Raw genomic sequence first — 23,539 nt, forward strand, 5'->3', positions numbered from 1 at the left:
GTCTTGCCCCACCTCGGGGGGCCTCGAAAGGCTGAGATGCGCGACGCGCGGACCCGTTGAACCTGAACCGGTTAACACCGGCGGAGGGAAGGTCTGGACGCACTCCATTCTTTTTCTTTCGCCGCATAATCCTTGGAGTATGCGATGAAAACGCTCACCCTTGCCGCGCTCGTCACCGGGCTTGCCTCGGCCGCCGTGGCCGAGACGCCCGTGCTGACGATCTACGCGGGCGACTACTTCACCTCCGAATGGGGTCCCGGCCCGATCATCGAGCGGGAATTCGAGGCCCGTTGCGACTGCGACGTGCAGTATGCCACCGGTGACCTGCTCCCCCGCCTGATGCTCGAGGGCGAGCGCACCCGCGCCGACATCGTGATCGGCCTGACCTCGGATGTCAGCGCCAAGGCGCGCGCGACGGGGCTCTTCGCACCGCACGGGCAGGACAACGCGGCGCTGACCCTGCCGATCGAGTGGACCGACGACACCTTCCTGCCGTTCAACTACGGCCACACGGCCTTTGTCTATGACGAGACGCGCACGCCCCAGCCGCCGCAGAGCTTCGACGCGCTGCTGGAGATGCCGGAAGACGTCAAGATCGCGATCCAGGACCCGCGCACCTCGATCTCGGGGCTCGCGCTGGTGCTCTGGGTGCAGGCGGTCTACGGCGACGAGGCCGAGGCGGCCTGGGAAAAGCTCGCGCCGAAGATCCTGACCGTCACCAAGGGCTGGTCGGAAAGCTATGGGCTTTTCACCGATGGCGAGGTGGACATGGTGCTGAGCTACACGACCTCGCCCGCCTACCACATGATCGCCGAGGAAGATTTCTCGAAACATGCCGCGATCTTTCCCGAGGGCCACTATTTCATGGTCGAGACCGTCGGCAAGATCGCAGGCACCGAGGAGCCGGAACTGGCTGACGCGTTCATGGCCTTCGTGATGTCCGAGGATTTCCAGAAGCTGATCCCGACGGCGAACTGGTCGCTGCCCTCGGCACTGCCGAAAGCGGACTGGCCCGAGGCCTGGTCCGACCTGCCGCTGCCCGAGAAGGTGCTGTTCTATGACGAGCAGGAAGCAGCCGCGGTTCAGGTCGAGGCGATCGAGGCATGGCGCCGCGCGCTGTCGCAGTAGGGACGCGGCCCGGCCCCGTCGCCGCGGCCTGCGTCGCGGCGCTGGTGCTGGCGGCCTTTGCCGGCATCGCGACCCGGGCCGAGGTGGGCCGGGGCCTCGGCCCGGCCGACTGGGCGGCGATCCGCTTCACCGCCTGGCAGGCGTTCCTCTCCGCGTTCCTGTCCTGCCTTTTGGCGGTGCCGGTTGCCCGCGCACTTGCCCGGCGCGATTTTACGGGGCGCGGCTTGCTGGTCACGCTGCTCGGCGCGCCTTTCATCCTGCCGGTCATCGTCGCGGTCCTGGGCCTGCTGGCCGTGTTTGGCCGCTCGGGGTGGCTGAATACGCTATTCGGCGCGCTGGGCCTGACCGAGCTGTCGATCTACGGGTTGCAGGGCGTCGTGCTGGCGCATGTCTTCTTCAACCTGCCGCTCGCCACGCGGCTGCTGTTGCAGGGCTGGCAGGCGGTGCCCGCCGAACGCTTTCGGCTGGCCGCACAGCTGAACCTGCCGCCGCGCACGGTGTTCCGGACGCTCGAATGGCCGGTGCTGGTGCGGATCCTGCCAGGGGCATTCGGCCTGATCTTCGTGATCTGCCTGACCAGCTTCGCCGTGGCGCTGACTTTGGGCGGCGGGCCGCGGGCCACGACCATCGAGCTCGCCATCTATCAGGCTTTCCGCTTCGACTTCGATCTGGCGCGGGCCTCGCTGCTGTCGCTTGTGCAGCTATTGCTTGCCGGGAGCGCCGCGCTGGCGACGCTCTGGATCGTGCCACGCTTCGGCATCGGCGGGGGGCTCGACCGGCCACCGCAGCGCTGGGACGCGCGCGGCGGGCACCAGCGCGCGGCGGACGCCGGGACGATCGCGCTCGCCGCTGCCTTCCTGCTGTTGCCGCTTCTCGCGGTGACGGTGTCGGGCCTTGCCGCGCTGCCCGGAATGCCGGCAAGCGTCTGGTCCGCGACGCTGACCTCGCTCTGGGTCGCCGGGCTGAGCGTGACGCTCCTGCTGGCGCTGGCGCTGCCGATGGCGGGCTGGATCGCTTCGCGCCGGCGCGGCGGGGCCGAGACTGTCGGCATTCTCGGGTTGGCGACCTCGCCGCTGATGATCGGCACCGGCTGGTTCATCCTGCTGAACCCGTTGGTGAATCCGGCGAGCCTGGCGTTGCCGGTGACGGCGCTCGTCAACGCGCTGATGTCGCTGCCTTTCGCGCTGCGCATCCTCGTGCCGCAACTGCGCGACACGCTCGACACCTACGGGCGTCTTGGTGCGGCGCTGAACCTGCGTGGTTGGACCGCCTGGCGCTGGATGATCCTGCCGCGTATCCGGCCGCAGATCGGCTTTGCCGCCGGCCTCGCCGGTGCGCTCTCGATCGGCGATCTTGGGGTGATCGCGCTGTTTGCCGATCCTGACAGCGCGACACTGCCGCTGCAGATGTATCGCCTGATGGCCGCCTACCGGCTCGAGGATGCCGCCGGGGCAGCATTGCTGCTACTGCTGCTGGCGCTGGCCGTGTTTGTGGCTTGCGAGAGGGGAGGGCGCTGGAATGCTGCAGATTGAAGACATGCGGGTTCGCCTCGGCAGCTTCGAGCTCGCCGCGGATTTCTCGATCGCCGAGGGGCGTCGCGTGGCGGTCATCGGGCCGTCGGGGTCCGGGAAGTCGACGCTGCTATCGTCCATCGCGGGCTTCGTCGCGCCGGTGCGTGGAGAAATCCTCTGGAAGGGCGACGAGATCACCCGGGAGCGGCCGGGAGACCGGCCGGTTTCGATGCTGTTTCAGGACAACAACCTATTTCCGCACCTCAGCGTGATGCAGAACGTCGGCCTCGGCCTGCGGCCCGACCTGAAGCTCGAAGCCGCGCAGAAAGCGCAGGTTGTTGATGCCTTGCGGCGCGTCGAACTTCAGGACCATGCCGGCAAGAAGCCTGCGGCGCTGTCCGGTGGACAGCAGAGCCGGGCGGCGCTGGCGCGGGTGCTGGTGCAGGACCGCCCGCTCGTGCTTCTCGACGAACCTTTCGCCGCTCTGGGTCCCGCGCTTCGGCGCGACATGCTGGAGCTGGTGCGCGAACTCGTCGCGGAGACCGGGGCTACCCTTATGATGATCACCCATGCGCCCGAAGACGTGGGCCGCATCGCTGACGACGTGATCTTTGTCGACGCCGGGCGCGCGCAGGCCCCGATGCCGGCGGCAGATCTCCTTGAAAATCCGCCACCGGCTCTTCGGGCCTATCTGGGCTGACCTGCGGCCACCGGGGACCCGGAATTTTGAAAAATTCCGGCCCGTTTTCTTGCAAGAAAACGGATCACGCGGCGGCCTCGGGTGCCGCGATTCGGAATCGGGCGTCGACGATCCCCAGCGCCGCCCGAGCGGCTTCGCGCCCCTTCTCGCGGAAATGCGCGCGGAAGATCGCGTCGTGATGCGCGGTCTCTTGGTACTGGTGCGGGGTCAGAGACACCGAAAGCACCGGCACGCCGGTCTCCAGCCCGGCGCGCATCAGCCCGTCGACGACGGCCTGCGCCACGAAGTCATGCCGGTAGATGCCGCCATCGACGACGAAGGCGGCGCAGACCACGGCGGCATAGCGCCCCGTCGCGGCAAGGTCACGCGCCATCAGCGGCATTTCGAAGGCCCCGGGCACGTCGACGACATCGACCTCGCGTGCAGGAACGATCTCGAGGAACCCCTCGAGGCTGCGGTCGACGATTTCGGCATGCCAGCGGGCCTTCACGAAAGCGAAACGGGTGTGTGTCATCTGCGATCTCCTTTTCGAAACGGACACGTCCACCCAAGGCGATCACGCATGAAACGGTCGCCCGCGGGCGGCCGCCGTCTGCATTCTCTTCCATCCGGACTGTCACCGTCGGCCCCGGCTTCGCACCGGATCTGCTGACCCTTGCAGGCATGCCGCCTGCAAGGCGCTCGCGGGCTCGCAGGTCACCGGATGACTGGGCCTGCATACCGCCGGTGGGGAATTTCGCCCCGCCCTGAGAACCCATCCAGCTTGCCAAGTCGCCCGGTTCGCTGCAAGAGCGGAGACAGGCGACCCGGAGACCCGCAGATGCACCCCAATCCCGTCTTTCACACCGAATCGGATACCGCCAATCTCGCCTATGCCCGCGCGCGCGGTTTCGGCACGCTGACGGTCTGCGGCGGCGACGGACCGCTTCTGAGCCACGTCCCCTTCGTGCTCGACGAGACCGGCGTGACGGCGGCGCTGCATCTGTTACGCTCCAACCCGATCGCCCGTGCGCTGCGCGGAACGGACCTGCCCTGCAAGATCGCCGTTACCGGCCCGCACAGCTATGTCTCGCCCGACTGGTACGGCATCGACGACCAAGTGCCGACCTGGAACTATGTCGCCGTGCATCTCACCGGCACGCTGTCGCTGCGGCCGCAGGAAGAGCTGCGCGCGCTGCTCGACCGGCAATCGGCGCAGTTCGAGGAGCGCCTCGCGCCCAAGACGCCCTGGACCGCGGACAAGATGACAGGCGACACGCTCGAGCGGATGATGCGCTCCATCGTGCCCTGTCGCGTTACCGTGACCGGGGTGGACGGGACCTGGAAGCTCAACCAGAACAAGCCCGACGAGGTGCGCCTGCGGGCCGCCGATGCCGTCGAGGCCCACGGCATCGGCACGGATCTCGCCGCGCTCGCCATCCTGATGCGCGAGGCCTGAGCTTCGGACCGCCGGGCCGGGTCCCGCCCCGGATGGACAGTGGCCGGGCCTCTGCTAGTGTGCCCGCGACCCCTTCAGGAGCGTGCCATGAAGCTATTCCATTCCCCCGCCTCGCCCTACGTCCGCAAGGTCGTCGTCCTGCTGCACGAACTCGAGCGTGCCGACGCGGTCAGCCTCGAGACGGTGACCACGACGACGTTCGCGCCGTCGGAGGCGGTGACGGCCGGCAACCCGCTCAGCAAAATCCCGGCGCTGGAACGGCCCGAGGGTCCGACGCTCTATGACAGCCGCGTGATCTGCGCCTATCTCGACGACCTGTTCCACGGCGGGCTCTATCCCAAGACGGCGGCGCGCTGGGACGTGCTGACGCTGGAGGCGACGGCCGAGGGGATCATGGATGCTGCGGTGAACATGGCCTACGAGGTGCGCCTGCGCCCGGAAGACAAGCAGTTCGACCAATGGCTTGACGCGCAATGGGGAAAGGTCTCGCGCGCGGTGGCGGCACTCAACGCGCGCTGGATGAGCCATTTGCAGGGGCCGCGCGACATCGGCCACATCGGGGTCGCCTGTGCGCTGGGTTATCTCGACTTCCGGCACGACGCGCGCAACTGGCGCGCGGGCAACGATAGCCTTGCGGCGTGGTACGAAACCTTCGCGCAGCGCCCGTCGATGCAGGCCACAGTGCCGCCCGCCGCCTGAGTCTTTCGGTCACATCCGGATCGGCGGTTCCCTGCGACCCTTTGCGGCACTAACATGTCTGGACGGGGCAAAGCGACAACGATACATAGCCCCCTAAGATCGGCTGTGCCCCTGCGCGGCCGCGGCTTGCGTCGGCCGCCTCAAGGCCAAGAACTGGAGTAGACCCGTGTCCCAAGCAGAAGATCACTCAGGCACCCGGAGAGATTTCCTTTATTATGCAACGGCCGGAGCCGGGATCGTCGCGACCGGCGCCGCCGTCTGGCCGCTGGTCAACCAGATGAATCCTTCGGCCGACGTTCGGGCGCTGGCCTCGATCCGCGTCGACGTGAGCGGGGTCGAGCCCGGAACCCAGTTGACTGTCAAATGGCTCGGCAAGCCGGTCTTCATCCGGCGCCGCACGGAGGAAGAGATCACCGCCGCGCGCGACGTCGACGTCTCGACCCTGCCGGACCCCTCGGCCGAGAACGCGAACCTCGCCGGCGAGCAGCTCGCCACCGACGAGAACCGCGCCATGCCGGGCAACGAGGAGTGGCTGGTGATGATGGGTGTCTGCACTCACCTCGGCTGCGTGCCGCTCGGCGATGCGGGTGACTTCGGTGGCTGGTTCTGCCCCTGCCACGGATCGCATTACGACACCGCGGGCCGCATCCGCAAAGGCCCCGCCCCGACCAACCTGCCGGTTCCGGTCGCTGAATTCGTGGACGAGTCCACGATCAAACTTGGTTAAGGGAGAGACCTGATGTCCGGAATTCCTCATGACCATTACGAACCCAAGTCCAGCGGCGAAAAGTGGGTCCATTCCCGTCTGCCGATCCTGGGACTGCTCTACGACACGCTGATGATCCCGACGCCCAAGAACCTCAACTGGATGTGGATCTGGGGCATCGTGCTGACCTTCTGTCTGGCGCTGCAGATCATCACCGGCATCGTTCTGGTGATGCACTACACGCCGCATGTCGACCTTGCCTTCGCCTCGGTCGAGCACATCATGCGCAACGTGAACGGCGGCTACATGCTGCGGTACCTGCACTCGAACGGCGCCTCGCTGTTCTTCGTGGCGGTCTACCTGCACATCTTCCGCGGTCTCTACTACGGCTCTTACAAGGCCCCGCGCGAGATCACCTGGATCATCGGCATGCTGATCTACCTGCTGATGATGGGCACCGCCTTCATGGGCTACGTGCTGCCCTGGGGACAGATGTCGTTCTGGGGCGCCACGGTGATCACCGGCCTCTTCGGCGCGATCCCGTTCATCGGCGAAAGCATCCAGACCTGGCTGTTGGGCGGGCCGGCCGTCGACAACGCCACGCTGAACCGCTTTTTCTCGCTGCACTACCTGTTGCCCTTCGTGATCGCGGGCCTCGTGATCGTGCACATCTGGGCCTTCCATACCACGGGCAACAACAACCCGACGGGTGTCGAAGTGCGCCGCGGCTCGAAGGCCGAGGCCGAGAAGGACACGTTGCCGTTCTGGCCCTACTTCGTGATCAAGGACCTCTTCGCGCTGGCCGTGATCCTGGTCGTGTTTTTCGCCATCGTGGGCTTCATGCCGAACTACCTCGGCCACCCCGACAACTACATCGAGGCCAACCCGCTGGCGACGCCCGCGCATATCGTGCCGGAATGGTACTTCCTGCCGTTCTACGCCATCCTGCGCGCCTTCACCTCCGAGGTCTGGGTCGTGCAGATCGCGTCCTTCGTGACGGGCGGCATCATCGACGCCAAGTTCTTTGGCGTGATGGCTATGTTCGGCGCGATCCTCGCGCTGGCGCTGGCGCCCTGGCTCGACACCTCCTCGGTGCGTTCGGGCCGCTACCGGCCGATGCTCAAGTGGTGGTTCTGGCTGCTGGTGATCGACTTTTTCGCGCTGATGTGGCTTGGCGCCATGCCGGCCGAAGAGCCCTATGCCAGCTTCTCGCTGATCGCCTCGGCCTACTGGTTCGCTTACTTCCTCGTGATCCTGCCGTTGCTCGGCGTGATCGAGAAGCCGGCCAAGCAGCCTGCCACGATCGAAGAGGATTTCGCCGAACACTATGGTGCGAAATCCGATGCAACGCCTGCCGAATAAGGGAAACGCCGCAATGTTCAGAACTCTCGCTCTCAGCGCCGTGGCGGCCCTCGGCTTTGCATCGGCTGCAATGGCCGCCGGTGAAGGCGGCCACGTTGAGAATGTCCGCTTTTCCTTCGACGGACCGTTCGGCAGCTACGACCAGAACCAGCTGCAGCGTGGCCTGAAGGTCTACACCGAAGTCTGCGCCGCCTGTCACGGGCTGCGCTACGTGCCGTTCCGCACGCTGGCCGACGAAGGCGGGCCGCAGCTTCCGGAAGACCAGGTGCGGGCCTATGCCGCCAACTTCGAAGTCTTCGATCCGGAAATCGACGACTTTCGCCCCGCGCGCCCGTCGGACAACTTTCCGGTCAACGACGCGGTCGGTGCGCCCGACCTGTCGCTGATGGCCAAGGCGCGGGCCGGTTTCCACGGCCCTTACGGCCTTGGCATCAACCAGTTCTTCAAGGGCATCGGCGGTCCGGAATACATCACCTCGCTCCTTGTCGGCTACACCGGTGAGGAAAAGGAAGAGGCCGGGACGATTCTTTACGAGAACACCGCCTTCCCGGGTGGCTATATCAGCATGGCCCCGCCGCTCTTTGATGGCATGGTCGAATTCGACGACGGGCACGAAAACGATCTGCATCACCTCGCCGAGGACGTGTCGGCCTTCCTGATGTGGACCGCCGAGCCGAAGATGATGGCGCGCAAGCAGGCAGGCTTTGCCGGCGTGCTGTTCCTCACGCTGCTGTCGGTGCTGCTCTATCTCACGAACAAGCGTCTGTGGGCGCCGGTGAAGGGCAAGAAGATCGACTGATCTTCGCGGAGCGCCCAGGCGGGCCCATATCCGACCCCGAAAACATCGAAAGCCCCCGAAGCGCCGCTTCGGGGGCTTTCTAGTCCGCACCTGGGGAGGCTAATTACGGACGATCGTTGAGGCTTTCAATATAGGACTGAGCCGAAGCCAATTCGCGGTGGGTCTCAACCATCCAGTCGAAGAAACTCTTCATCTTGGAGGAGGACGGCCCGCTCGTCTTGATCCGTTCCATCCTTGACCTTTCTATCGGTTACGTCACTTCCTCTTCACTGTGCCCCGGAAATGCGAGGCGTCACTCACAACTCTTTGCTTCCAATGACCGGGACATTGCCTTGGAACTTGTGGCGGGTCTGTGAACTGGGTCACAGAATCCGACTTTTCCGAAAATTTAATTCAAATCTGGTGGAGATCGGCCATGACCTGGAGCGCCTCGCGGTCCATCACGATCAGCCCGCCGCGCGTCGCGTCTATGACGCCGGCGCGTTTCCAGATCGACAGGGTCTTCGAGACCGCCTCGCGCGTCGCGCCGACGAATTCGGCAAGCTCGGCCTGCGAGAAGGGCAGCTTGCTCAACTCGTCCGTATTGGCCTTCGAAAGATAGAGGATCTTGCGCGCCAGCCGTGCGGGCATCGACAGGAACACCTGCTCGTTGAGCTGGCTGTTCATCCAGCGCATGCGCTGGCCGGCAAGCTGGATCAGGTCGACGGCGAATTCCGGTGATTTCCTGACGGCCCGCAACACATCGGCGCTGCGGATTTCGCGGACGATGCTGGGCTCCAGCGCGGTCACAGTCGCCGTGCGCGGACCCGGATCGAAAAGCGCGATCTCGCCGAAAAGCGCCCCGGGGCGCATCACGTCGAGCGACAGCTTGCGGCCTTCGCTGGAGATGATGCTGAATTCGAGCGATCCCGAAATGATTGCGTAGATGGAATCGCCCTCGTCACCCTTTTCGAACAGCACCTGCCCCTCGTCGAGGCGGGTGTCCGACGCCAACGACTCCAGCAACTCGGTCAGATCTGCCGATGCATTCGCGAGAAAGCCGGATTTCGGAAGGGATACGATTTTTGTCATTCCTGTCAGGACCTCCGGGCGATCTTAGCAAAGTCTCTGCGCGATTGAACGCCCCATCGAGCGATGTCGCATCCCGTAAGGCGGCGGCACAGCGTAAACATGCGGTGCGCGTGCGGCCGAATGTCGTCCGCAAACGCACGCGCCGACCGGCTCGGGAGGTCGGCGAGCGGCCTCCAGCCCGTTCCCTTGTACATTGTCGTAGCCTCCGCTTGTCCGACGACCATGCGATGGAACGGAAAGGCTGTCACGGGATTCCTTCGTCGCGTGGCGCGCTGTCAGGCCAGCAACTGACCGTCGCGTATGCCCGTCACCGTGGCTTGGACGATACTGCCCTCAGTCTGCGGCACGTCGAAGACGACGGGCGCGAACTGCTCGGTCCGACCCATGATCGTGCTTTCCATCAGCACCTTGTGCACCCGGCCGGTTTGCGCCGCGAGGTGTGCTGCGACGGCTGTGTCGCCACGCGCCCGCAGGCGCGCCGCACGGTCCCGGATCGCCGCTCCGTCGACCGGCGGCATCCGCGCCGCCGGCGTGCCGCGCCGCGTCGAATAAGGGAACACGTGCAACCAGGTCAGACTGCACTCCTCGACGAGCCGCATGGAATTCTCGAACATCGCCTCGGTCTCGGTCGGGAAGCCCGCGATTATGTCGGCCCCAAAGGTCATGTCGGGTCGCAGTCGACGGGCCTCTTCGGTGAAGCCGATGGCGTCGTCACGCAGGTGGCGTCGCTTCATGCGCTTGAGGATCATGTCGTCGCCGTGCTGAAGCGACAGGTGCAGGTGCGGCATGAGGCGCGGCTCGGTCGCGATGGCGCACATCAGGTTCTCGTCGGCCTCGATCGAATCGATCGAGCTGATCCGCAATCGCGGCAGGTCCGGCACCAGCCGCAGGATGCGCATGACCAGGTCGCCCAGCCGAGGCGTTCCGGGCAAGTCGCCGCCCCAGCTCGTCAGGTCGACGCCGGTCAGCACGACCTCGTTGAACCCCTTGTCGACGAGTCGGCTGATCTGATCCACGACAACCCCGGCCGGAACCGAGCGCGAATTGCCGCGGCCGTAAGGGATGATGCAGAAGGTGCAGCGATGGTCGCAGCCGTTCTGAACCTGCACGTAGGCCCGGCTGCGGGTGCCGAAGCCGTCGATCAGATGGCCGGCCGTTTCGGTCACCGACATGATGTCGTCGACCTGGACCGCCTCGGTCTCGCCGATGAAATCGGCGGCGAGACCCTGCCACGTGGCGGCATTCATCTTCTCGGTGTTGCCGATCACGGCGTCGACTTCGGCCATGGCGGTGAAGGTCTCGGGCTCGGTCTGGGCCGCGCATCCGGTCACGATCAGCCGGGCATCAGGATGCCGACGGCGCAGGCGACGGATGTCCTGCCGGGCCTTGCGCACGGCCTCGGCCGTCACCGCGCAGGTGTTGACCACGACCGCGTTGCCAAGGCCCGCTTGCGCCGCAAGGTCCTTCATCGCCTCGGTCTCGTAGGCGTTGAGGCGGCAGCCCATCGTGGAGAAAACCGGCGTGCTCATTCCAGCGTCTCCAGGAACGCGGAGGTCAGCGTGCCGGAAAACACGTGCATCGTCGGCCCGGTCATCCAGACCCCGTCTTCGCGCCAATCGACGACGAGCGTACCGCCGTCGAGGTCGATTTGCACCTTGCGGCCGGTCAGCCCGCGCCGCGCTGCGGCCACGGCGGTTGCGCAGCTCGACGACCCCGAGGCCAGGGTGATCCCGGTGCCGCGTTCCCAGACCCGCATCCGCAGGTGATCCGGCCCGACCAGCTGTGCGATCTGGACGTTGGTGCGTTCGGGAAACAGCGGGTGATGCTCCTGAGCGGCGCCGACCTTTGCCAGGTCCACGGCGTCCGCATCCGCCACGAAGTAGGTGCAATGCGGATTGCCCATCCCGGTCGCCGTCGGAGCGCCTTCGATCGGCAGTTCCAGCGTATCGACAGCCTCTGCCAGCGGGATCTCGCGCCAGTCGAGCTGTGGCTGGCCCATGTTGACCGAGGTCAGCCCGTCGCCCGCATCGACGGCTTCCAGCGGGCCGCGGTCGGTGGTCAGGCGCAGCGCTTTCTGCCCGGTCTCGTCCATCACGTAGCGCGCGATGCAGCGCGTGGCGTTGCCGCAGGCTGCCGAGGGTGACCCGTCGGCGTTGAAGAAGGCCAGGTGCAGGTTGTCCGACCCGTTCGTCATTACGGCCAGTTGGTCGAAACCGACCCCGCGATGCCGGTCCCCAAGCGCCCGCGCCAGCGCCGGTGAGACCTCGATGACGCGCGCGCGCGCGTCAACGACGACAAAGTCGTTGCCCAGCCCGTGCATCTTCATGAAGGGCAAGCCGATCGGGGTTCCATCCTGCATTGCGCGCATATAGACTCTCGCCGTGGCGTTATCCAGAGCCTGCTTCAGAAAGTGCGGAATTGGGCTTGACCCGGTCCCTGCCCCTTTCTAAGTAGGCCGCCGAGTGGGCCTGTAGCTCAGCTGGTAGAGCAACTGACTTTTAATCAGTAGGTCTCGGGTTCGAACCCCGACGGGCTCACCACATTTACATCTTTTCATTCGCGCGCGTCCCTTTGGGGCGTCGGGTCCTGGTCGGGACGCTTACGGCGAACACTTGGCGCCTTGAGCAACGGCTTGGCGTCGGCTGCCGCTTGTTCTGCGATCCGAAAGTTTCTGCAAACGGTGTCGGTCAACGCTGCTATGCGACCGGCGTGCACCGCCGCGCTGGGCCCGACGCCATGGGCTCGGTGCCTGCGTCCAAGAGCGCCGGCTCGTTTCGCTCCCCTCGGACTCTTCGTCCTGGCATTCGCCCGCCTTCCACACCGGTGTTGGCGCAGCGGCTGCGCGGTTCTATGGTTGCCGGAAGAAGGCGGAGGTTCAGGCGTGATGGGGATCCCGAGGCGGGGCAGGGGATTGGCATCGGGTCTGGCGCTGGGTGGCCTTCTGCTTTTCGCGCTTTCCGGGTGCGACGAGCGCAGGGAGCCGGTGACCGAGCAGGTCATCACCGATGCGCCGCTCGACCCTGCAAGCTACGCCGGCGAGCTTGTCTTCGGCATCGCCGAAACCCTTCCGACAGAGACTGCGGACATACCGTTCGTTCTGAAAATCGGTCTGACCCCGGAGAACCGGACGCAGATCGCCGTGAAAACCGCGCTCGACCTGCGCGAGTTGCAACGGCAGCTGCCGCAACTCGTCTCCGGGCGTCACGATCCTTCCTGCGGGCTGGGCCTTGATGTCACGCTCGCCACGGTCGAGGCCGTGAACGACGCGGTCCGCACGCGCGGCAGCGTGCAAGCCGAGCTTTACAGGTGCCGCGGCGGCACGGCCGATCGGGACCGTGGGTTCCGGATCTGGAGCGAAGACATCGCCTTCGAAGCGTCCTTCGGTGCAGCACTCGACGGTGATTGCCTCGATTTCCATCTGCGTGACCTCGCGCTGGATCCACAGGGGGTGCTGGGCAGGCTCGGCACAGTGTTCGGCATCACCGAGCGTGTCCGGAAAGCCGGTTTCGCTCAAGTGAACAAGGCACTGCAGGCCGCGCCGATCTGTCCCGAGATTCCGCCCGGTCTGGCCGTGCTTTCCCCAAAGTTCGAGAACGGAGCGCCGATGGAAATCGGCGCGGGCGGCCTCGGGGCGACGCTGTCGGGACGTATCACCACGGACGCGGCGCGGCTGATCGACCTTTTGCGGCTGGGACAGGCCCGCGGCCTGCTGGCGGGTGATCCGAACGCGCCGCAGGGCAGCGCCGCCATCCGGATCGAGGACACGCTTCCGGGCGTGGATCCGCCCGTCGGCTACCGGGTCGATCTGGGTCTCAGGGCGGAGTCCGCGACGCGGATCGGCGTCGACGCTCTGCTCGATCTGCGCGAGCTGCAGCAGGCCCTGCCGGAGCGTGCCGAGGGCGCGTTGCTGGTCGATGACTGCGCATCGCGGGTCGAGCTGACGGCGCTCGAGACAACGGCGGCGGGCGCGAACCTGGTTGCGCTGGCGCGGCTCGATGCGCGCAGCTTTGCCTGCGAGCGGTCAGGCGACACGTCCTGGCAGCGCGGCGCGCTCGAGCGGAACGAGACCGTCGATGTGCGCGCCGAGGTCTCCGCCAGCATCGAGGAGGATTGCGCGGTCTTCCACCTCGTCGACATCGCCCGCGATCCGCCGATGCGGGTGCTGTCGGGCGGACGGCAGGGCGAGCGCACGCAGGCGGCGCGCAGCCTGTTCATCGATGCCGTGGACCTCTTGCTCAAGGATCATCCCTTGTGCCCGGATCCCCCGGAGTGGCTGGATCTGCTCGACCCCGATTTCGCCAACGGTGCCCCGCGCGAGATCGGCGAAGGCGGGCTGGGTCTGGGTCTCGACGGCTCGATCGACCTCGATACGACGGCGATCATCGCGCTGCTGAAGCTGTTGCAGGCGCGCGGTGCGCTTCCCGCCCCGTAAAAAAAGCACGCAGGCGATGGCGCTATTCGGCGAGCCAGCTTTCGGCGGCTTCTTTCTGTACGAGCGGGAAGGCCTTGATGCGCAAGCCCGGGATCAGCGCGCCCTCAATCTCGGCGACGGATCTGATCCAGGACTGATCGCAGAGGACGGCACAACGGTCGAAGCGCGAGATCATCGAAAAGAGCTTCGGCAAGCGCCCGAACTCGACGCCGAGCGCGGCCGCGGACGGCATCTCGAAGTCGGTCACCGTGTAGAGCATCCGCCCGTCCCGCAGGCCTTCGGACATCTCGACAAGGTCGTCGAGCCCCTTGCGCATGTCTTCGCCTTCGAGACGCCCCTGCAAAACGAGGTCGACTCGGTTGGGCGCCACCTTGGTCACCTTCAGCATCTGTTCGTCCTCCTTGCCGGTTTCCCGGATACGACTCCGCGAGCCGCCCAGGGAATTGCATCATCCTGGCGTCACGACCGGCGGCCCAGCCAGGTTTCGAACTCGCGCTGGGCGGTTTCGAGCGACTCGATGTTGATCGTCCGGGTGACCAGGGCGCGGTTCAGCGCCCGCACGCGCTTGTTGAGCGAAACCGCTCCGTCGCCTGCGTCCACATCGAGTTTTTCATAGAGCGACAAAAGCCGGTTCTGGACCGTGCGCAGCGACATGCCGCGCCGTTCGGCGATCAGCCGGTCCTGCAACCCGAGCGCCAGGTCCAGCAGCACCGCGAACTCGCTGTCGTCGAGCCGGGCACCGGGCGAGGCCGCGCGTTTCTGGAGCCTGTGGATCTCGCGGTCGACCATGATCTGACCCTCGACCAGCACGGCGCGCAGGGCGAGTTTCAGCCGGTCGCGCGAGGCGGTCTTGAGGACGTAGCCGTAGGCGCTGTCCTCGGGAACGATCCGGGCGATGCCACGCACGTAGGCGTCGTCGGCGTAATTCGACCAGAACAGGATGCGGGTTCCGGGCCGTTCGGCCCAGATCGCACGGGCCGCCTCGATGCCGTTGCGCCGCTCCATCTGCAGATCCATCACCACGCGCTCGATCGCGCCCTGCCGCGCCTCCGCCGTGCCTTCCGCGCCGTCGGTGGCATGGAAGATCTCGGTCACCTCGGGCAGCGCCTCGGCGAGGACGTCCTGTAGGTAGGACGCGTGGAACTGGTCGTCCTCGACCATGAGCACCCTCATGGCTGTCCCTCCAGCGCGACCCGGACCGTGGTGCCGCCGGCGCTTGCGATATCGAGACGCGCCGAGATCAGCCGTGCCCGGGTGCGGATGTTGGTCAGGCCCGACTGGCGCGGCGGCTCAGCCGGAATGCCGCAGCCGTCATCGCGCACGGTCAACACAAGGCCGCCCGGCGGCGCGGGGTCGATGCGCACCTCGATCCGGCGTGCGCCGGAGTGTCGCGCGGCGTTGTTGATCGCCTCCTGTGTGATTCGAAACAGCGCTGTGCGCACCGTGGGATCGAGCCGTTCTGGCGCGCCGTCGCTGTCGTCGGTGACCTCGATCCGGATCGGCGCCGATCCGACGGCGCGTTCGAGATGAACCCGGACGGCATGGGCGAAACCGAACAGTTCCAGCAGCGTCGGCACCGCGGTGTCGATGATGCGCCGCAGGTCGCCGATCGTCTCGGTGATCCGCTGCGCCAGATCGTTCGGAGGAACCGCAGCCTCCGAGGTCACGTCTCGCAGCAGCCGCGTGAGGTCGGCGAGCGTCTGGTCGTGCAGGTCCATGCCGATGCGCTGCTGCTGCTGTTCGAGCGCCTGTGTCAGTTCCAGCGCGCCCTGCCGCAGCCCTTCTTCGCGCGCGCGGGCTTCGTGGCCCACCCGGGTTGCGCGCTGGGCCAGTTCGGCGGTGTGCAGGGCGTGAAAATAGGGCGACAGCACGTCGGCGATATGCTGGGCGCGCGTGACGGTTTCGGGCGTGTAGAGCCCCGGAGTCGCGTGAGAGATGTTCAGCGTGCCGATGGGCTGGCCCATCACCTTCATCAGGACATGGACGCGCGAACGCAGCTTGTGATTGAAGATCGGTTCCGAACAGGCGCCCGGGAAGGTCTGGCGCGGATCGGTCATCGCGTCGTGGCACAGCATGAACTCGCACTTGCCGGTCAGCAGGTCGCGGATCGGGGCGGCGTCGAGCCGGGTGCGCGCCCGCGACCAGCGGGTGCGGATTCCGACCTCGTAGCTGGCAAGCCAGCCGGGGCGGTCGATCAGGCAGAGGTCCGCGTGGGTGAAGGGGATCACCTCGGCGATCTCGTCGGCCACCGCCGCTAGCGCCGAGGCGATATCCGTGCGTTCGGCCAGATGGGCCGAGATGCGCAGGAAGACATCCCCGCTCTGCGGGGTCGGCAACGCCTGTGGCATGGTCTCCTCCGTCGCGCGATGCGCGTCCCCGCAATTCTGCCAAGGCCGGAACCGGTTGGAAACACCTTGAAGCGCAGGTCGGTTGCGGGAACCCGCAACATCTCTGCGCGGACGTGCCTTTACAGCGCGCGCGGCGGGGTCCCATCATCGCCGCGTCCGCGTCCCTTCGGGCCGGCATCAGGCGCATCGCGGGTGCGCGTCAGGGAGGATAACATGAAGATTTCGAAAATGCTGCTCGGCGCGGCAAGTCTCGTCTTGGCTGCCGGGGCGGCCCAGGCACAGTCCGATCTGTCCAGTACCGAGGACAAGCGCATTGCGCTGTCGAACAATTATGCCGGCAACTCGTGGCGGCAGGCCATGCTGCAAAGCTGGGAAGAGACCGCCGGCCAAGCCGTTGCGGACGGTGTCGTGGCGGCGGCGGACGCCTACACGACGTCCGAGAACCAGGCGACGGAACAGGCCGCACAGATTCAGAACATGATCCTGCAGGGATACGACGCCATCGTGCTCAACGCCGCGTCGCCGACGGCGCTCAACGGTGCGGTCAAGGAGGCCTGTGACGCCGGGCTGACCGTCGTCAGCTTCGACGGTATCGTGACCGAACCCTGCGCCTGGCGCATTGCCGTCGACTTCAAGGCCATGGGCAAGGAAGAGGTCGAGTATCTCGCCTCGCGCCTGCCCGAAGGCGGCAACCTGCTCGAGATCCGCGGCCTCGCCGGGGTCTTCGTCGATGACGAGATCAGCGCGGGCATCCACGAGGGCGTGGCCGAGAACGACAAGTTCGAGATCGTGGGTTCGGTCCACGGCGACTGGGCGCAGGACGTGGCGCAGAAGGCGGTCGCAGGCGTGCTGCCCTCGCTGCCGGACGTCGTCGGCGTGGTGACCCAGGGCGGCGACGGTTACGGCGCGGCGCAGGCCTTCAAGGCGGCCGGCCGCCCGACGCCGCTGATCGTGCTCGGCAACCGGCAGGACGAGATGAAGTGGTGGGCCGAGCAACGCGACGCCAACGGCTACGAGACGCTGTCGCTGTCGATCGCGCCCGGCGTGGCGACGCTGGCCTTCTGGGTCGCCCAGCAGGTGCTGGCCGGCGAGGAGGTCCCGAAGGACCTGACCGTTCCGTTCCTCAAGATCACTCAGGACACGCTCGACGAGGCACTCGCCAGCACGCCCGAAGGATCGGTCGCCAACGTGATCTACTCGCTCGAGGATGCCCAGCAGGTCATCTCAGAGGCGAAGTGACAAGGTGGGCGCGGCCCGCTGCATTGGCGGGCCGCGCATCTGTGGCAGGAACACGTCGATGACGGAACGGGCAGCCGCCCCGATCGTGACGCTTGAACGCGCAAGCCGGCACTTCGGTCCGGTGCGCGCGCTCGACGGGGTCAGCCTGTCGGTCGCGCCGGGCGACTGCATCGGCCTCGTGGGCCACAACGGCGCGGGCAAGTCGACGCTGGTCAACCTCGTCAACGGCGGCCTCGCGCCGAGCGGCGGAGACATCCGTTTTGATCGCGGCCAAAGCGCGCGCGAGGCGGGTGTGCGGTCGGTGTTCCAGGAACTGTCGCTGTGTCCGAACCTCACCGTCGCAGAGAACCTGCGCATCTCGCACGATAAGCTTTCGGGCCTGGCCTGGCGCCGGCAGGCGCGTGCGGAAATCGTCGAGAGCCTCGACACGCTGTTCCCGGGGCACGGGATCGACCCGGACGCCGAGGTCGATACACTCTCCATCGCCGAGCGCCAGATGGTCGAGATCGCCATCGGCTTCGCACCGCGCGGCAGCGACGCGCGGCTGGTCATCCTCGACGAGCCGACCTCGGCGCTCGATGCCGGCATCGCGCGGCAACTGCTCGCCCATGTCCGCACGTTCTGTGCCGAAGGCGGCGCCGTGATCTTCATCTCGCACATGCTGGGCGAGGTCTTCGACGTGGCCAGCCGGATCGTGGTGCTGAAGGACGGCAAGGTCGTAGCCGAGCGCCCGGCACGGGACTTCACGCGGCAGGGTCTCGTCGACGCGATGGGCCATGTTGCGGCCGAGACGGGCGAGACCGCCCGCGCTGCCAGTGACCGCGGCCCCGAGGTGGTGCGCACCGATCAGGGCTTGGCCGCGCGCCGCGGCGAAGTCGTGGGCCTGTCGGGTCTTGCCGGCCACGGACAGGCGGCGGCGCTCGCCCGGCTTTACCTGTCGCGGTCCTCGTCATGGCGCGCGGGCCGGTCGCCCGATGTCGTCTTCGTGGCTGGCGATCGCGGGCGCGACGGCATCCTTCCGCTCTGGTCGATCCTGCGCAACGTCTCGGTCTCGGTGCTGCGGCAGGGCGCGCGCTGGGGGCTCGTCGATCGCGACGCCGAGGCGCGGGTCGCGGCGGACTGGAAGGCCCGGATCGGCATTCGAACCGACGACGTGCGCAACCCGGTGCTGTCGCTCTCGGGGGGCAACCAGCAAAAGGTCCTCTTTGCCCGCGCGCTGGCGAGTTCGGCCCCCGTCGTGGTCATGGACGATCCGATGCGCGGCGTCGACGTGGGCACCAAACGGGACGTCTACGCGATGATCCGGGCCGAGGCGGCGCAGGGCCGGACCTTCCTGTGGTACTCGACCGAGACCGAAGAGGTCTGCCAGTGCGACCGGGTCTTCGTGTTCCGCAACGGCGAGATCAGCGCCGAACTCACCGGGGCCGGGATCAACGAGGAGAACATCCTGCAGGCGTCCTTCGAGATGCAGGAGGCGTCGTGAGCGGCCTGTCGCGCTACCGCATCCTGCTGCCTGTCGTGTCGCTTGCCGTGCTTCTGGCGGCGACGTTCTGGATGCAGCCGCGCGCGATGAGCTATTTCGGTCTGAACCTGCTGTTCAACCTCGCCGTTCCCATCGCGCTCGCCACCATCGCGCAGATGATGGTCATGATGGTCAACGACATCGACCTGTCGCTTGGCGCCTTCGTCAGCCTCGTGGCGTGCATCACGGCGACATATCTCAACGATACGCCTGCGCTCGGTCTGGCGATGCTGATCGCGCTGATCCTCGCCTACGCGGCGCTGGGCGCGGTGATCCACGCGCTCGAACTGCCGGCCATCGTGGTCACGCTGGGCATGTCCTTCGTCTGGGGCGGGCTTGCGCTCTTCATCCTGCCGAGCCCCGGCGGCGCGAGCCCGGACTGGCTGCGCACGCTGATGACGGTCAAGCCGCCCTTCGCGCCAATGGCGGTGGTCGCCAGCGTGGTCATTGCCGGCGCGACGCACCTTCTGATCATGCGGTCGGGTATCGGCACGGTACTGCGCGGTGTCGGCGGCAACGCCCGCTCGGTGGCGCGGGCAGGCTGGTCGGTCCTGCGCCTGAAGGCGTTGGCCTACGCCCTGGCAGGGCTCTTCGGCGTGCTGGCCGGCATGGCGCTGGTCGGCCTCACGACGTCGGCGGACGCCAATATCGCGCTGCGGTACACGCTCTTGTCGATCGCCGGCGTGATCCTTGGAGGCGGCGAGTTCATCGGCGGCAAGGTTAGTCCGGCCGGCGCGGTTATCGGCGCGCTCACCCTGACCCTTGCCGCGTCCTTCCTGAGCTTCCTGCGCCTGTCGCCGGACTGGCAGATCGGCGCACAGGGCGCGATTCTCATCCTCGTGCTGACCGCGCGCCTGATCTTCAGCCGCCGGAGGGCAGAGGCATGAACCCTTTCGCGCGGCCTTGGATTTGGTCTTGGGGCGCCGCGGCGCTGGCCTTTGCCCTGACACTTGGCCTGACTTCGGGGCGCGGCGCGGGCGAGCTGGCCTATGCGGCGCTTAGTTTCGGTGCCTTCGCGGCCATCGTGGGGCTCGGGCAGATGCTGGTGATCACGCTCGGGCCCGGCAATGTCGACCTGTCGATCCCGGCAACGATGACCCTGTCGGCTACGCTGGCGCTCAAGGTGATGGGATCGGAGCCCGGGACCGCCTTGCTTGGCCTCGCGGTCGCGCTGGCTGTCGGGCTCGGCGCCGGGCTTGCGAATTTCGCGCTGATCTACCTTTTGCGCCTGCCGCCGATCATCGCCACGCTCGCCGCCTCGCTGATCTACCAGTCGCTTGCGATCTGGTCGAACCGCGGCTTGCGCATCAAGCCGCCGCCCGAACTGGCCGACTTCGCCACCGGCCGTCTGCTCGGCGTGCCGAACGTCGCATGGGTCGGACTCGGTCTGGCCGTTCTGATCTGGCTCGTCCTCGAACGCTCGGTTTGGGGACGCTGGCTGCTGGCCAGCGGTCAGAACATGCGCGCGGCCCGGCTGGCAGGCGTTCCGGTCGAGATGGTGCGCGCGGTGACCTATCTCTCGGTTGCGGTCTGCGCCGGACTGGCGGGCTTCCTGCTTGCCAGTTTCTCGGGTGGCGCGGCGCTGAACATGGGAAGCGAGTACCTGCTGATGTCGATCGCCGTGGTCGTGATCGGAGGCAGTTCCATCGCCGGCGGCAATTCCAACGTGCCGGGGGTCTGGGGGGCCGCGCTCTTCATGTTCCTTGTTGTCTCGATGCTCAACAGCTACGGGGCCGCCGCCGGCGCGCGCAACGTGCTGACCGGGGCCATCATCATCGCCATCGTCATCGCAGCCAGCACAGGGAGGGTCCGCACATGATCACCATGCCGCCGCATCTGGAGGTCCGCGATCCGCGCTTTGCGAATCTCGTGCACCCGATGTCCGCGCTCGAAGCCATTGCGGAAGGCTTCACCTGGACGGAGGGACCGGTCTGGTTCGGAGAACACGACTGCCTGCTCTTCTCCGACATTCCGAGCCGCCGGATACTGCGCTGGTCGGAGACCGAGGGCCTGTCGGTCTTCCGGTCCGACTCGCAGTTCAACAACGGCAACACGCGTGACCGGCAGGGCCGCCTTGTCGGCTGCCGGCACGGCACGCGCGACGTCGTGCGAACCGAGATCGACGGACGGTTGACCGTGCTGGCCGACCGCTTCGAGGGCAAGCGCCTCAACTCACCCAATGACGTTGTGGTCAGCGCCGATGGCGCGATCTGGTTCACCGATCCCACCTACGGCATTATCTCGAATTTCGAAGGCTTCCGGACCGAGCCCGAACAGGCGACCCGCAACGTCTACCGCCTGTCGCCGGAGGGTGATCTCGCCGCGGTCGTCACCGATTTCGCGCAACCAAACGGATTGTGCTTTTCGCCGGACGAAACCCGTCTCTACATCGCCGAAAGCGGGTCGAGTCATGATGACGACGTGCCATCCGTCATCCGCCAGTTCGCCGTCGATGGCAGTGCCCTGCGCGACGAAGGGGTCTTCGCGACCATCGACACGGGCCTTCCCGACGGCATCCGCTGCGACGTCACCGGGAACCTGTGGTCTTCTGCGGCGGACGGGGTGCATTGTTTTGCGTCCGACGGGACCTTGCTTGGCAAGATCCTCGTGCCGCAGACGGTTTCGAACATCTGTTTTGGCGGGCGGGACGGGCATCGGCTGTTCATCACGGCGACCACCTCGGTCTACCGTGTCTTCGTCGATGTGCAGGGAGCCGAGCCCTGGACCCGCGGAAGCGGCTGAGACCTCCGAATGCGCGGCGGAACGCAAGACGTTTCCGCCACGTCTGACGGTGCAATCAGGTGACGCGACTGCCTTGCGTCCTATCTGCTGCCGCAGGCCGAAACGAAACCGGAGTTCCTGTCGATGCGCGCCGTCGCGATGTTGCTATGCTGTCTTGTCGTTCTTGCGGGCTGTGCGGGGCGCCCGTCGCTCGACGATCCGTCGATCGGTGACCAAAGCCTGGCGCTCGAGGAATACTTCGACGGCGATCTCACCGCCTACGGACAGTTTCAGGACGTGTTCGGCACTGTGCGCCGCAGCTTCACGGTCGACATCACAGGGCGCTGGGACGGACTGCGGCTGATCCTGGACGAGAACTTCGTCTACGAGGACGGCGCGCGGGAGCGGCGAGTCTGGACGCTGGTGAAGACCGGTCCGGACACCTGGCAAGGCACCGCCCCGGGCGTGATCGGCGTGGCGACGGGGCGCGTGCAGGACAATCGTTTCAACTGGCGCTACACGATCGACCTCCCGGTTCCCACCGCGGATGGGCCAGGCGAGACCACCCGCGTGTCGTTCGACGACTGGATGTGGCTGCTCGAGGACGGCCGGCTTCTCAATCGCGCCTACATGACGCGCTACGGCGTCTACGTGGGCGATGTCACCATTTTCTTCGAAAAGCGCTGAACGCGCCCACGGTACGGTCGCCGGCCACGTAGACGTGGCCTGCGCCGTGCGATCAAGGAGGTCCGATGTTAAAGATCCTGCCGTTTTAAAGGAGATTAATCATGAGCACCGTCAAACTGACCATCGTCTTCTACTCCTCCACCGGAACCAACCTCGAGATGGCGCGCGCCGCGCAATCCGCCGCCGAGGAGGCCGGTGCCGAGGTGCGGCTGCGGCGTTGCGCCGAAACCGCCCCGGATGAAGCGGTCAACAGCCGCGATGCATGGAAAAGTACGCTGGAACGCATGCAGGAGATCGACATCGCCGCACCCGAGGACCTGGAGTGGGCCGACGCGCTTCTCTTCTCGGCGCCGACCCGGTTCGCCGCCGTTCCGAGCCAGATGCAGGCCTTCATCGACACGCTCGGCCCGCTCTGGAACAAGGGTGCGCTGGCCGGCAAGGCCGTCAGCGCCATGACCTCGACCGGAACCCGCCACGGCGGCCAGGAAACCACGCTGATCGGCTTCTACACGACCTTCATGCACTGGGGCGCGATCCTTGTGCCTCCGGGCTACACGGGCGAGATCATGTTCGAGCATGGCAACCCCTACGGCGCGTCGGCAATGGCGAACGATGTCGACGACACGCTCAGATCGGTGGTCGAGCACCAGACGCGACGGCTGCTTGACGTCGCCGGCAAGCTTTCCGCCTGAGGGATCTTGCGGCCGAAAGAACCTAAGGCGGGGCGTTGCGTGCTCCGCCGTCGGCTTGCCGGAAACACTGTGACGACGCCCGCGATGGGACCGGCGCCCCGCGTCGCCGCAGCGCGTTCACAGGATCAGGCACAGGAGCGGACGATTGGTTGTTTTCAGTGAACGATCGCCGCGCGCTGCGTTTTAACGGCGTAACGGATTTATGACCGTCGACGTTCGGACGCTTCCACGACTTCCGTGCAATACGGATAAATAACTGTGCAGGCCGAAACACAGTGCCCGTTGGCGCCCCTCAGGTTCGTGAGCTTGTACCGGCGCATTCGTTAACGGTGGTCTGTCTTGCACCTCACCTCACGTTCAGTTTCGCGATCAGGCTGTTCAAAGGCATGCCGGTCCGCGATGGCGTCGATGTGAACGGGCCGCACTGGACATGCATCGTGGCATCTCATCTCTAGTGAACCGGGCACCTGTGCTCAGCCGCCAG

23 protein-coding genes, 1 tRNA gene and 2 riboswitches are annotated in these 23,539 nt (G+C 66.4%); of the genes, 17 read left to right on the top strand and 7 right to left on the bottom strand.

Translation table 11 applies throughout. The annotated features are described in order from the left end of the window. Positions 1 to 4: 4 nt before the first annotated feature. A riboswitch (TPP riboswitch) is annotated at positions 5 to 106 on the top strand. Positions 107 to 144: 38 nt separating this feature from the next. Genes R5H30_RS09595 through R5H30_RS09605 form a run of 3 tightly spaced genes read left to right on the top strand, consistent with a single transcriptional unit; the run spans position 145 to position 3,339 of the window. After that, a complete protein-coding gene (locus R5H30_RS09595; protein WP_318328049.1) occupies positions 145 to 1,128 on the top strand; it encodes a thiamine ABC transporter substrate-binding protein in 984 nt (327 codons plus the stop codon). Continuing rightward, positions 1,104 to 2,660, top strand: a complete 1,557-nt coding sequence (locus R5H30_RS09600; protein WP_318328050.1) for a thiamine/thiamine pyrophosphate ABC transporter permease ThiP — start codon at positions 1,104 to 1,106, stop codon at positions 2,658 to 2,660. Before R5H30_RS09595 ends, R5H30_RS09600 begins: the two co-directional genes overlap by 25 nt. Beyond that, positions 2,647 to 3,339: a thiamine ABC transporter ATP-binding protein gene (locus R5H30_RS09605; RefSeq protein ID WP_318328052.1), complete on the top strand. Its 693-nt coding sequence runs from the start codon at positions 2,647 to 2,649 to the stop codon at positions 3,337 to 3,339. The genes R5H30_RS09600 and R5H30_RS09605 overlap by 14 nt, the downstream gene beginning before the upstream one ends. Before the next feature lie 64 nt (positions 3,340 to 3,403). Here R5H30_RS09605 and R5H30_RS09610 read toward each other — a convergent pair whose 3' ends face one another. Then, complete coding sequence (locus tag R5H30_RS09610) at positions 3,404 to 3,880, bottom strand: 6,7-dimethyl-8-ribityllumazine synthase (RefSeq protein WP_318328054.1); 477 nt, start codon at positions 3,878 to 3,880, stop codon at positions 3,404 to 3,406. A 51-nt stretch (positions 3,881 to 3,931) separates the two neighbouring features. Beyond that, a riboswitch (FMN riboswitch) is annotated at positions 3,932 to 4,097 on the bottom strand. A 62-nt stretch (positions 4,098 to 4,159) separates the two neighbouring features. Between R5H30_RS09610 and R5H30_RS09615 the strand changes: the two genes are divergently transcribed. The 5 genes from R5H30_RS09615 (at position 4,160) to R5H30_RS09635 (ending at position 8,343) form a co-directional block, all read left to right on the top strand. Beyond that, positions 4,160 to 4,777 carry an FMN-binding negative transcriptional regulator gene (locus tag R5H30_RS09615; protein WP_318328056.1) on the top strand — a complete coding sequence of 206 codons (618 nt, stop codon included), beginning with the start codon at positions 4,160 to 4,162 and terminating at the stop codon, positions 4,775 to 4,777. Positions 4,778 to 4,864: 87 nt separating this feature from the next. Beyond that, complete coding sequence (locus R5H30_RS09620) at positions 4,865 to 5,476, top strand: glutathione S-transferase (protein WP_318328058.1); 612 nt, start codon at positions 4,865 to 4,867, stop codon at positions 5,474 to 5,476. Between the two features lie 166 nt (positions 5,477 to 5,642). Further along, the gene (petA, locus tag R5H30_RS09625) at positions 5,643 to 6,203 is read left to right on the top strand and encodes a ubiquinol-cytochrome c reductase iron-sulfur subunit (protein WP_318328060.1); all 561 of its coding nucleotides are present in this window, start codon (positions 5,643 to 5,645) and stop codon (positions 6,201 to 6,203) included. A 12-nt stretch (positions 6,204 to 6,215) separates the two neighbouring features. After that, the gene (gene petB / locus R5H30_RS09630; protein WP_318328061.1) at positions 6,216 to 7,544 is read left to right on the top strand and encodes a cytochrome b; all 1,329 of its coding nucleotides are present in this window, start codon (positions 6,216 to 6,218) and stop codon (positions 7,542 to 7,544) included. A gap of 13 nt (positions 7,545 to 7,557) precedes the next feature. Next, positions 7,558 to 8,343: a cytochrome c1 gene (locus R5H30_RS09635; protein WP_318328062.1), complete on the top strand. Its 786-nt coding sequence runs from the start codon at positions 7,558 to 7,560 to the stop codon at positions 8,341 to 8,343. A gap of 393 nt (positions 8,344 to 8,736) precedes the next feature. On the opposite strand, the gene R5H30_RS09640 is transcribed toward R5H30_RS09635, so the two are convergent. The 3 genes from R5H30_RS09640 to dapF all read right to left on the bottom strand — a co-directional run bounded on the left by R5H30_RS09640 (position 8,737) and on the right by dapF (position 11,782). Then, positions 8,737 to 9,414 (bottom strand): Crp/Fnr family transcriptional regulator, encoded by a 678-nt coding sequence (locus tag R5H30_RS09640; RefSeq protein WP_318328063.1) that lies wholly within the window; start codon positions 9,412 to 9,414, stop codon positions 8,737 to 8,739. A 275-nt stretch (positions 9,415 to 9,689) separates the two neighbouring features. Then, positions 9,690 to 10,943, bottom strand: a complete 1,254-nt coding sequence (gene mtaB, locus R5H30_RS09645; protein WP_318328064.1) for a tRNA (N(6)-L-threonylcarbamoyladenosine(37)-C(2))-methylthiotransferase MtaB — start codon at positions 10,941 to 10,943, stop codon at positions 9,690 to 9,692. Then, positions 10,940 to 11,782, bottom strand: a complete 843-nt coding sequence (gene dapF / locus R5H30_RS09650) for a diaminopimelate epimerase (protein WP_412105125.1) — start codon at positions 11,780 to 11,782, stop codon at positions 10,940 to 10,942. Before dapF ends, mtaB begins: the two co-directional genes overlap by 4 nt. A gap of 96 nt (positions 11,783 to 11,878) precedes the next feature. Between dapF and R5H30_RS09655 the strand changes: the two genes are divergently transcribed. Together R5H30_RS09655 and R5H30_RS09660 are read left to right on the top strand one after the other, a co-directional pair. After that, positions 11,879 to 11,954, top strand: a tRNA-Lys gene (locus R5H30_RS09655). A 371-nt stretch (positions 11,955 to 12,325) separates the two neighbouring features. Further along, complete coding sequence (locus R5H30_RS09660; RefSeq protein WP_318328066.1) at positions 12,326 to 13,846, top strand: hypothetical protein; 1,521 nt, start codon at positions 12,326 to 12,328, stop codon at positions 13,844 to 13,846. 22 nt (positions 13,847 to 13,868) lie between these two features. On the opposite strand, the gene R5H30_RS09665 is transcribed toward R5H30_RS09660, so the two are convergent. The 3 genes from R5H30_RS09665 to R5H30_RS09675 form a co-directional block, all read right to left on the bottom strand. Continuing rightward, on the bottom strand, positions 13,869 to 14,234 hold the full coding sequence (locus tag R5H30_RS09665; RefSeq protein ID WP_318328067.1) for a SpoIIAA family protein: 366 nt from the start codon (positions 14,232 to 14,234) through the stop codon (positions 13,869 to 13,871). 71 nt (positions 14,235 to 14,305) lie between these two features. Continuing rightward, positions 14,306 to 15,019 carry a response regulator transcription factor gene (locus R5H30_RS09670; protein WP_318328068.1) on the bottom strand — a complete coding sequence of 238 codons (714 nt, stop codon included), beginning with the start codon at positions 15,017 to 15,019 and terminating at the stop codon, positions 14,306 to 14,308. Then, complete coding sequence (locus tag R5H30_RS09675) at positions 15,016 to 16,194, bottom strand: GAF domain-containing sensor histidine kinase (RefSeq protein ID WP_318328069.1); 1,179 nt, start codon at positions 16,192 to 16,194, stop codon at positions 15,016 to 15,018. Before R5H30_RS09675 ends, R5H30_RS09670 begins: the two co-directional genes overlap by 4 nt. A 213-nt stretch (positions 16,195 to 16,407) precedes the next feature. Between R5H30_RS09675 and R5H30_RS09680 the strand changes: the two genes are divergently transcribed. The 7 genes from R5H30_RS09680 (at position 16,408) to wrbA (ending at position 23,055) form a co-directional block, all read left to right on the top strand. Beyond that, the gene (locus tag R5H30_RS09680) at positions 16,408 to 17,433 is read left to right on the top strand and encodes an ABC transporter substrate-binding protein (protein WP_318328070.1); all 1,026 of its coding nucleotides are present in this window, start codon (positions 16,408 to 16,410) and stop codon (positions 17,431 to 17,433) included. 58 nt (positions 17,434 to 17,491) lie between these two features. Then, positions 17,492 to 18,916, top strand: a complete 1,425-nt coding sequence (locus tag R5H30_RS09685) for a sugar ABC transporter ATP-binding protein (RefSeq protein ID WP_318328071.1) — start codon at positions 17,492 to 17,494, stop codon at positions 18,914 to 18,916. Then, positions 18,913 to 19,842 (top strand): ABC transporter permease, encoded by a 930-nt coding sequence (locus tag R5H30_RS09690; protein ID WP_318328072.1) that lies wholly within the window; start codon positions 18,913 to 18,915, stop codon positions 19,840 to 19,842. Before R5H30_RS09685 ends, R5H30_RS09690 begins: the two co-directional genes overlap by 4 nt. After that, a complete protein-coding gene (locus tag R5H30_RS09695; protein WP_318328073.1) occupies positions 19,839 to 20,774 on the top strand; it encodes an ABC transporter permease in 936 nt (311 codons plus the stop codon). Before R5H30_RS09690 ends, R5H30_RS09695 begins: the two co-directional genes overlap by 4 nt. Continuing rightward, positions 20,771 to 21,697 carry an SMP-30/gluconolactonase/LRE family protein gene (locus R5H30_RS09700; RefSeq protein ID WP_318328074.1) on the top strand — a complete coding sequence of 309 codons (927 nt, stop codon included), beginning with the start codon at positions 20,771 to 20,773 and terminating at the stop codon, positions 21,695 to 21,697. Before R5H30_RS09695 ends, R5H30_RS09700 begins: the two co-directional genes overlap by 4 nt. Before the next feature lie 123 nt (positions 21,698 to 21,820). Continuing rightward, the gene (locus tag R5H30_RS09705) at positions 21,821 to 22,363 is read left to right on the top strand and encodes a DUF3833 domain-containing protein (protein ID WP_318328075.1); all 543 of its coding nucleotides are present in this window, start codon (positions 21,821 to 21,823) and stop codon (positions 22,361 to 22,363) included. A gap of 101 nt (positions 22,364 to 22,464) precedes the next feature. Next, on the top strand, positions 22,465 to 23,055 hold the full coding sequence (wrbA, locus tag R5H30_RS09710) for an NAD(P)H:quinone oxidoreductase (RefSeq protein ID WP_318328076.1): 591 nt from the start codon (positions 22,465 to 22,467) through the stop codon (positions 23,053 to 23,055). The last annotated feature ends 484 nt before the right edge of the window (positions 23,056 to 23,539 follow it).

The organism is Roseobacter sp. FCG-D35 (assembly GCF_033436665.1).
Taxonomy (GTDB): Bacteria; Pseudomonadota; Alphaproteobacteria; order Rhodobacterales; family Rhodobacteraceae; genus JAWQFO01.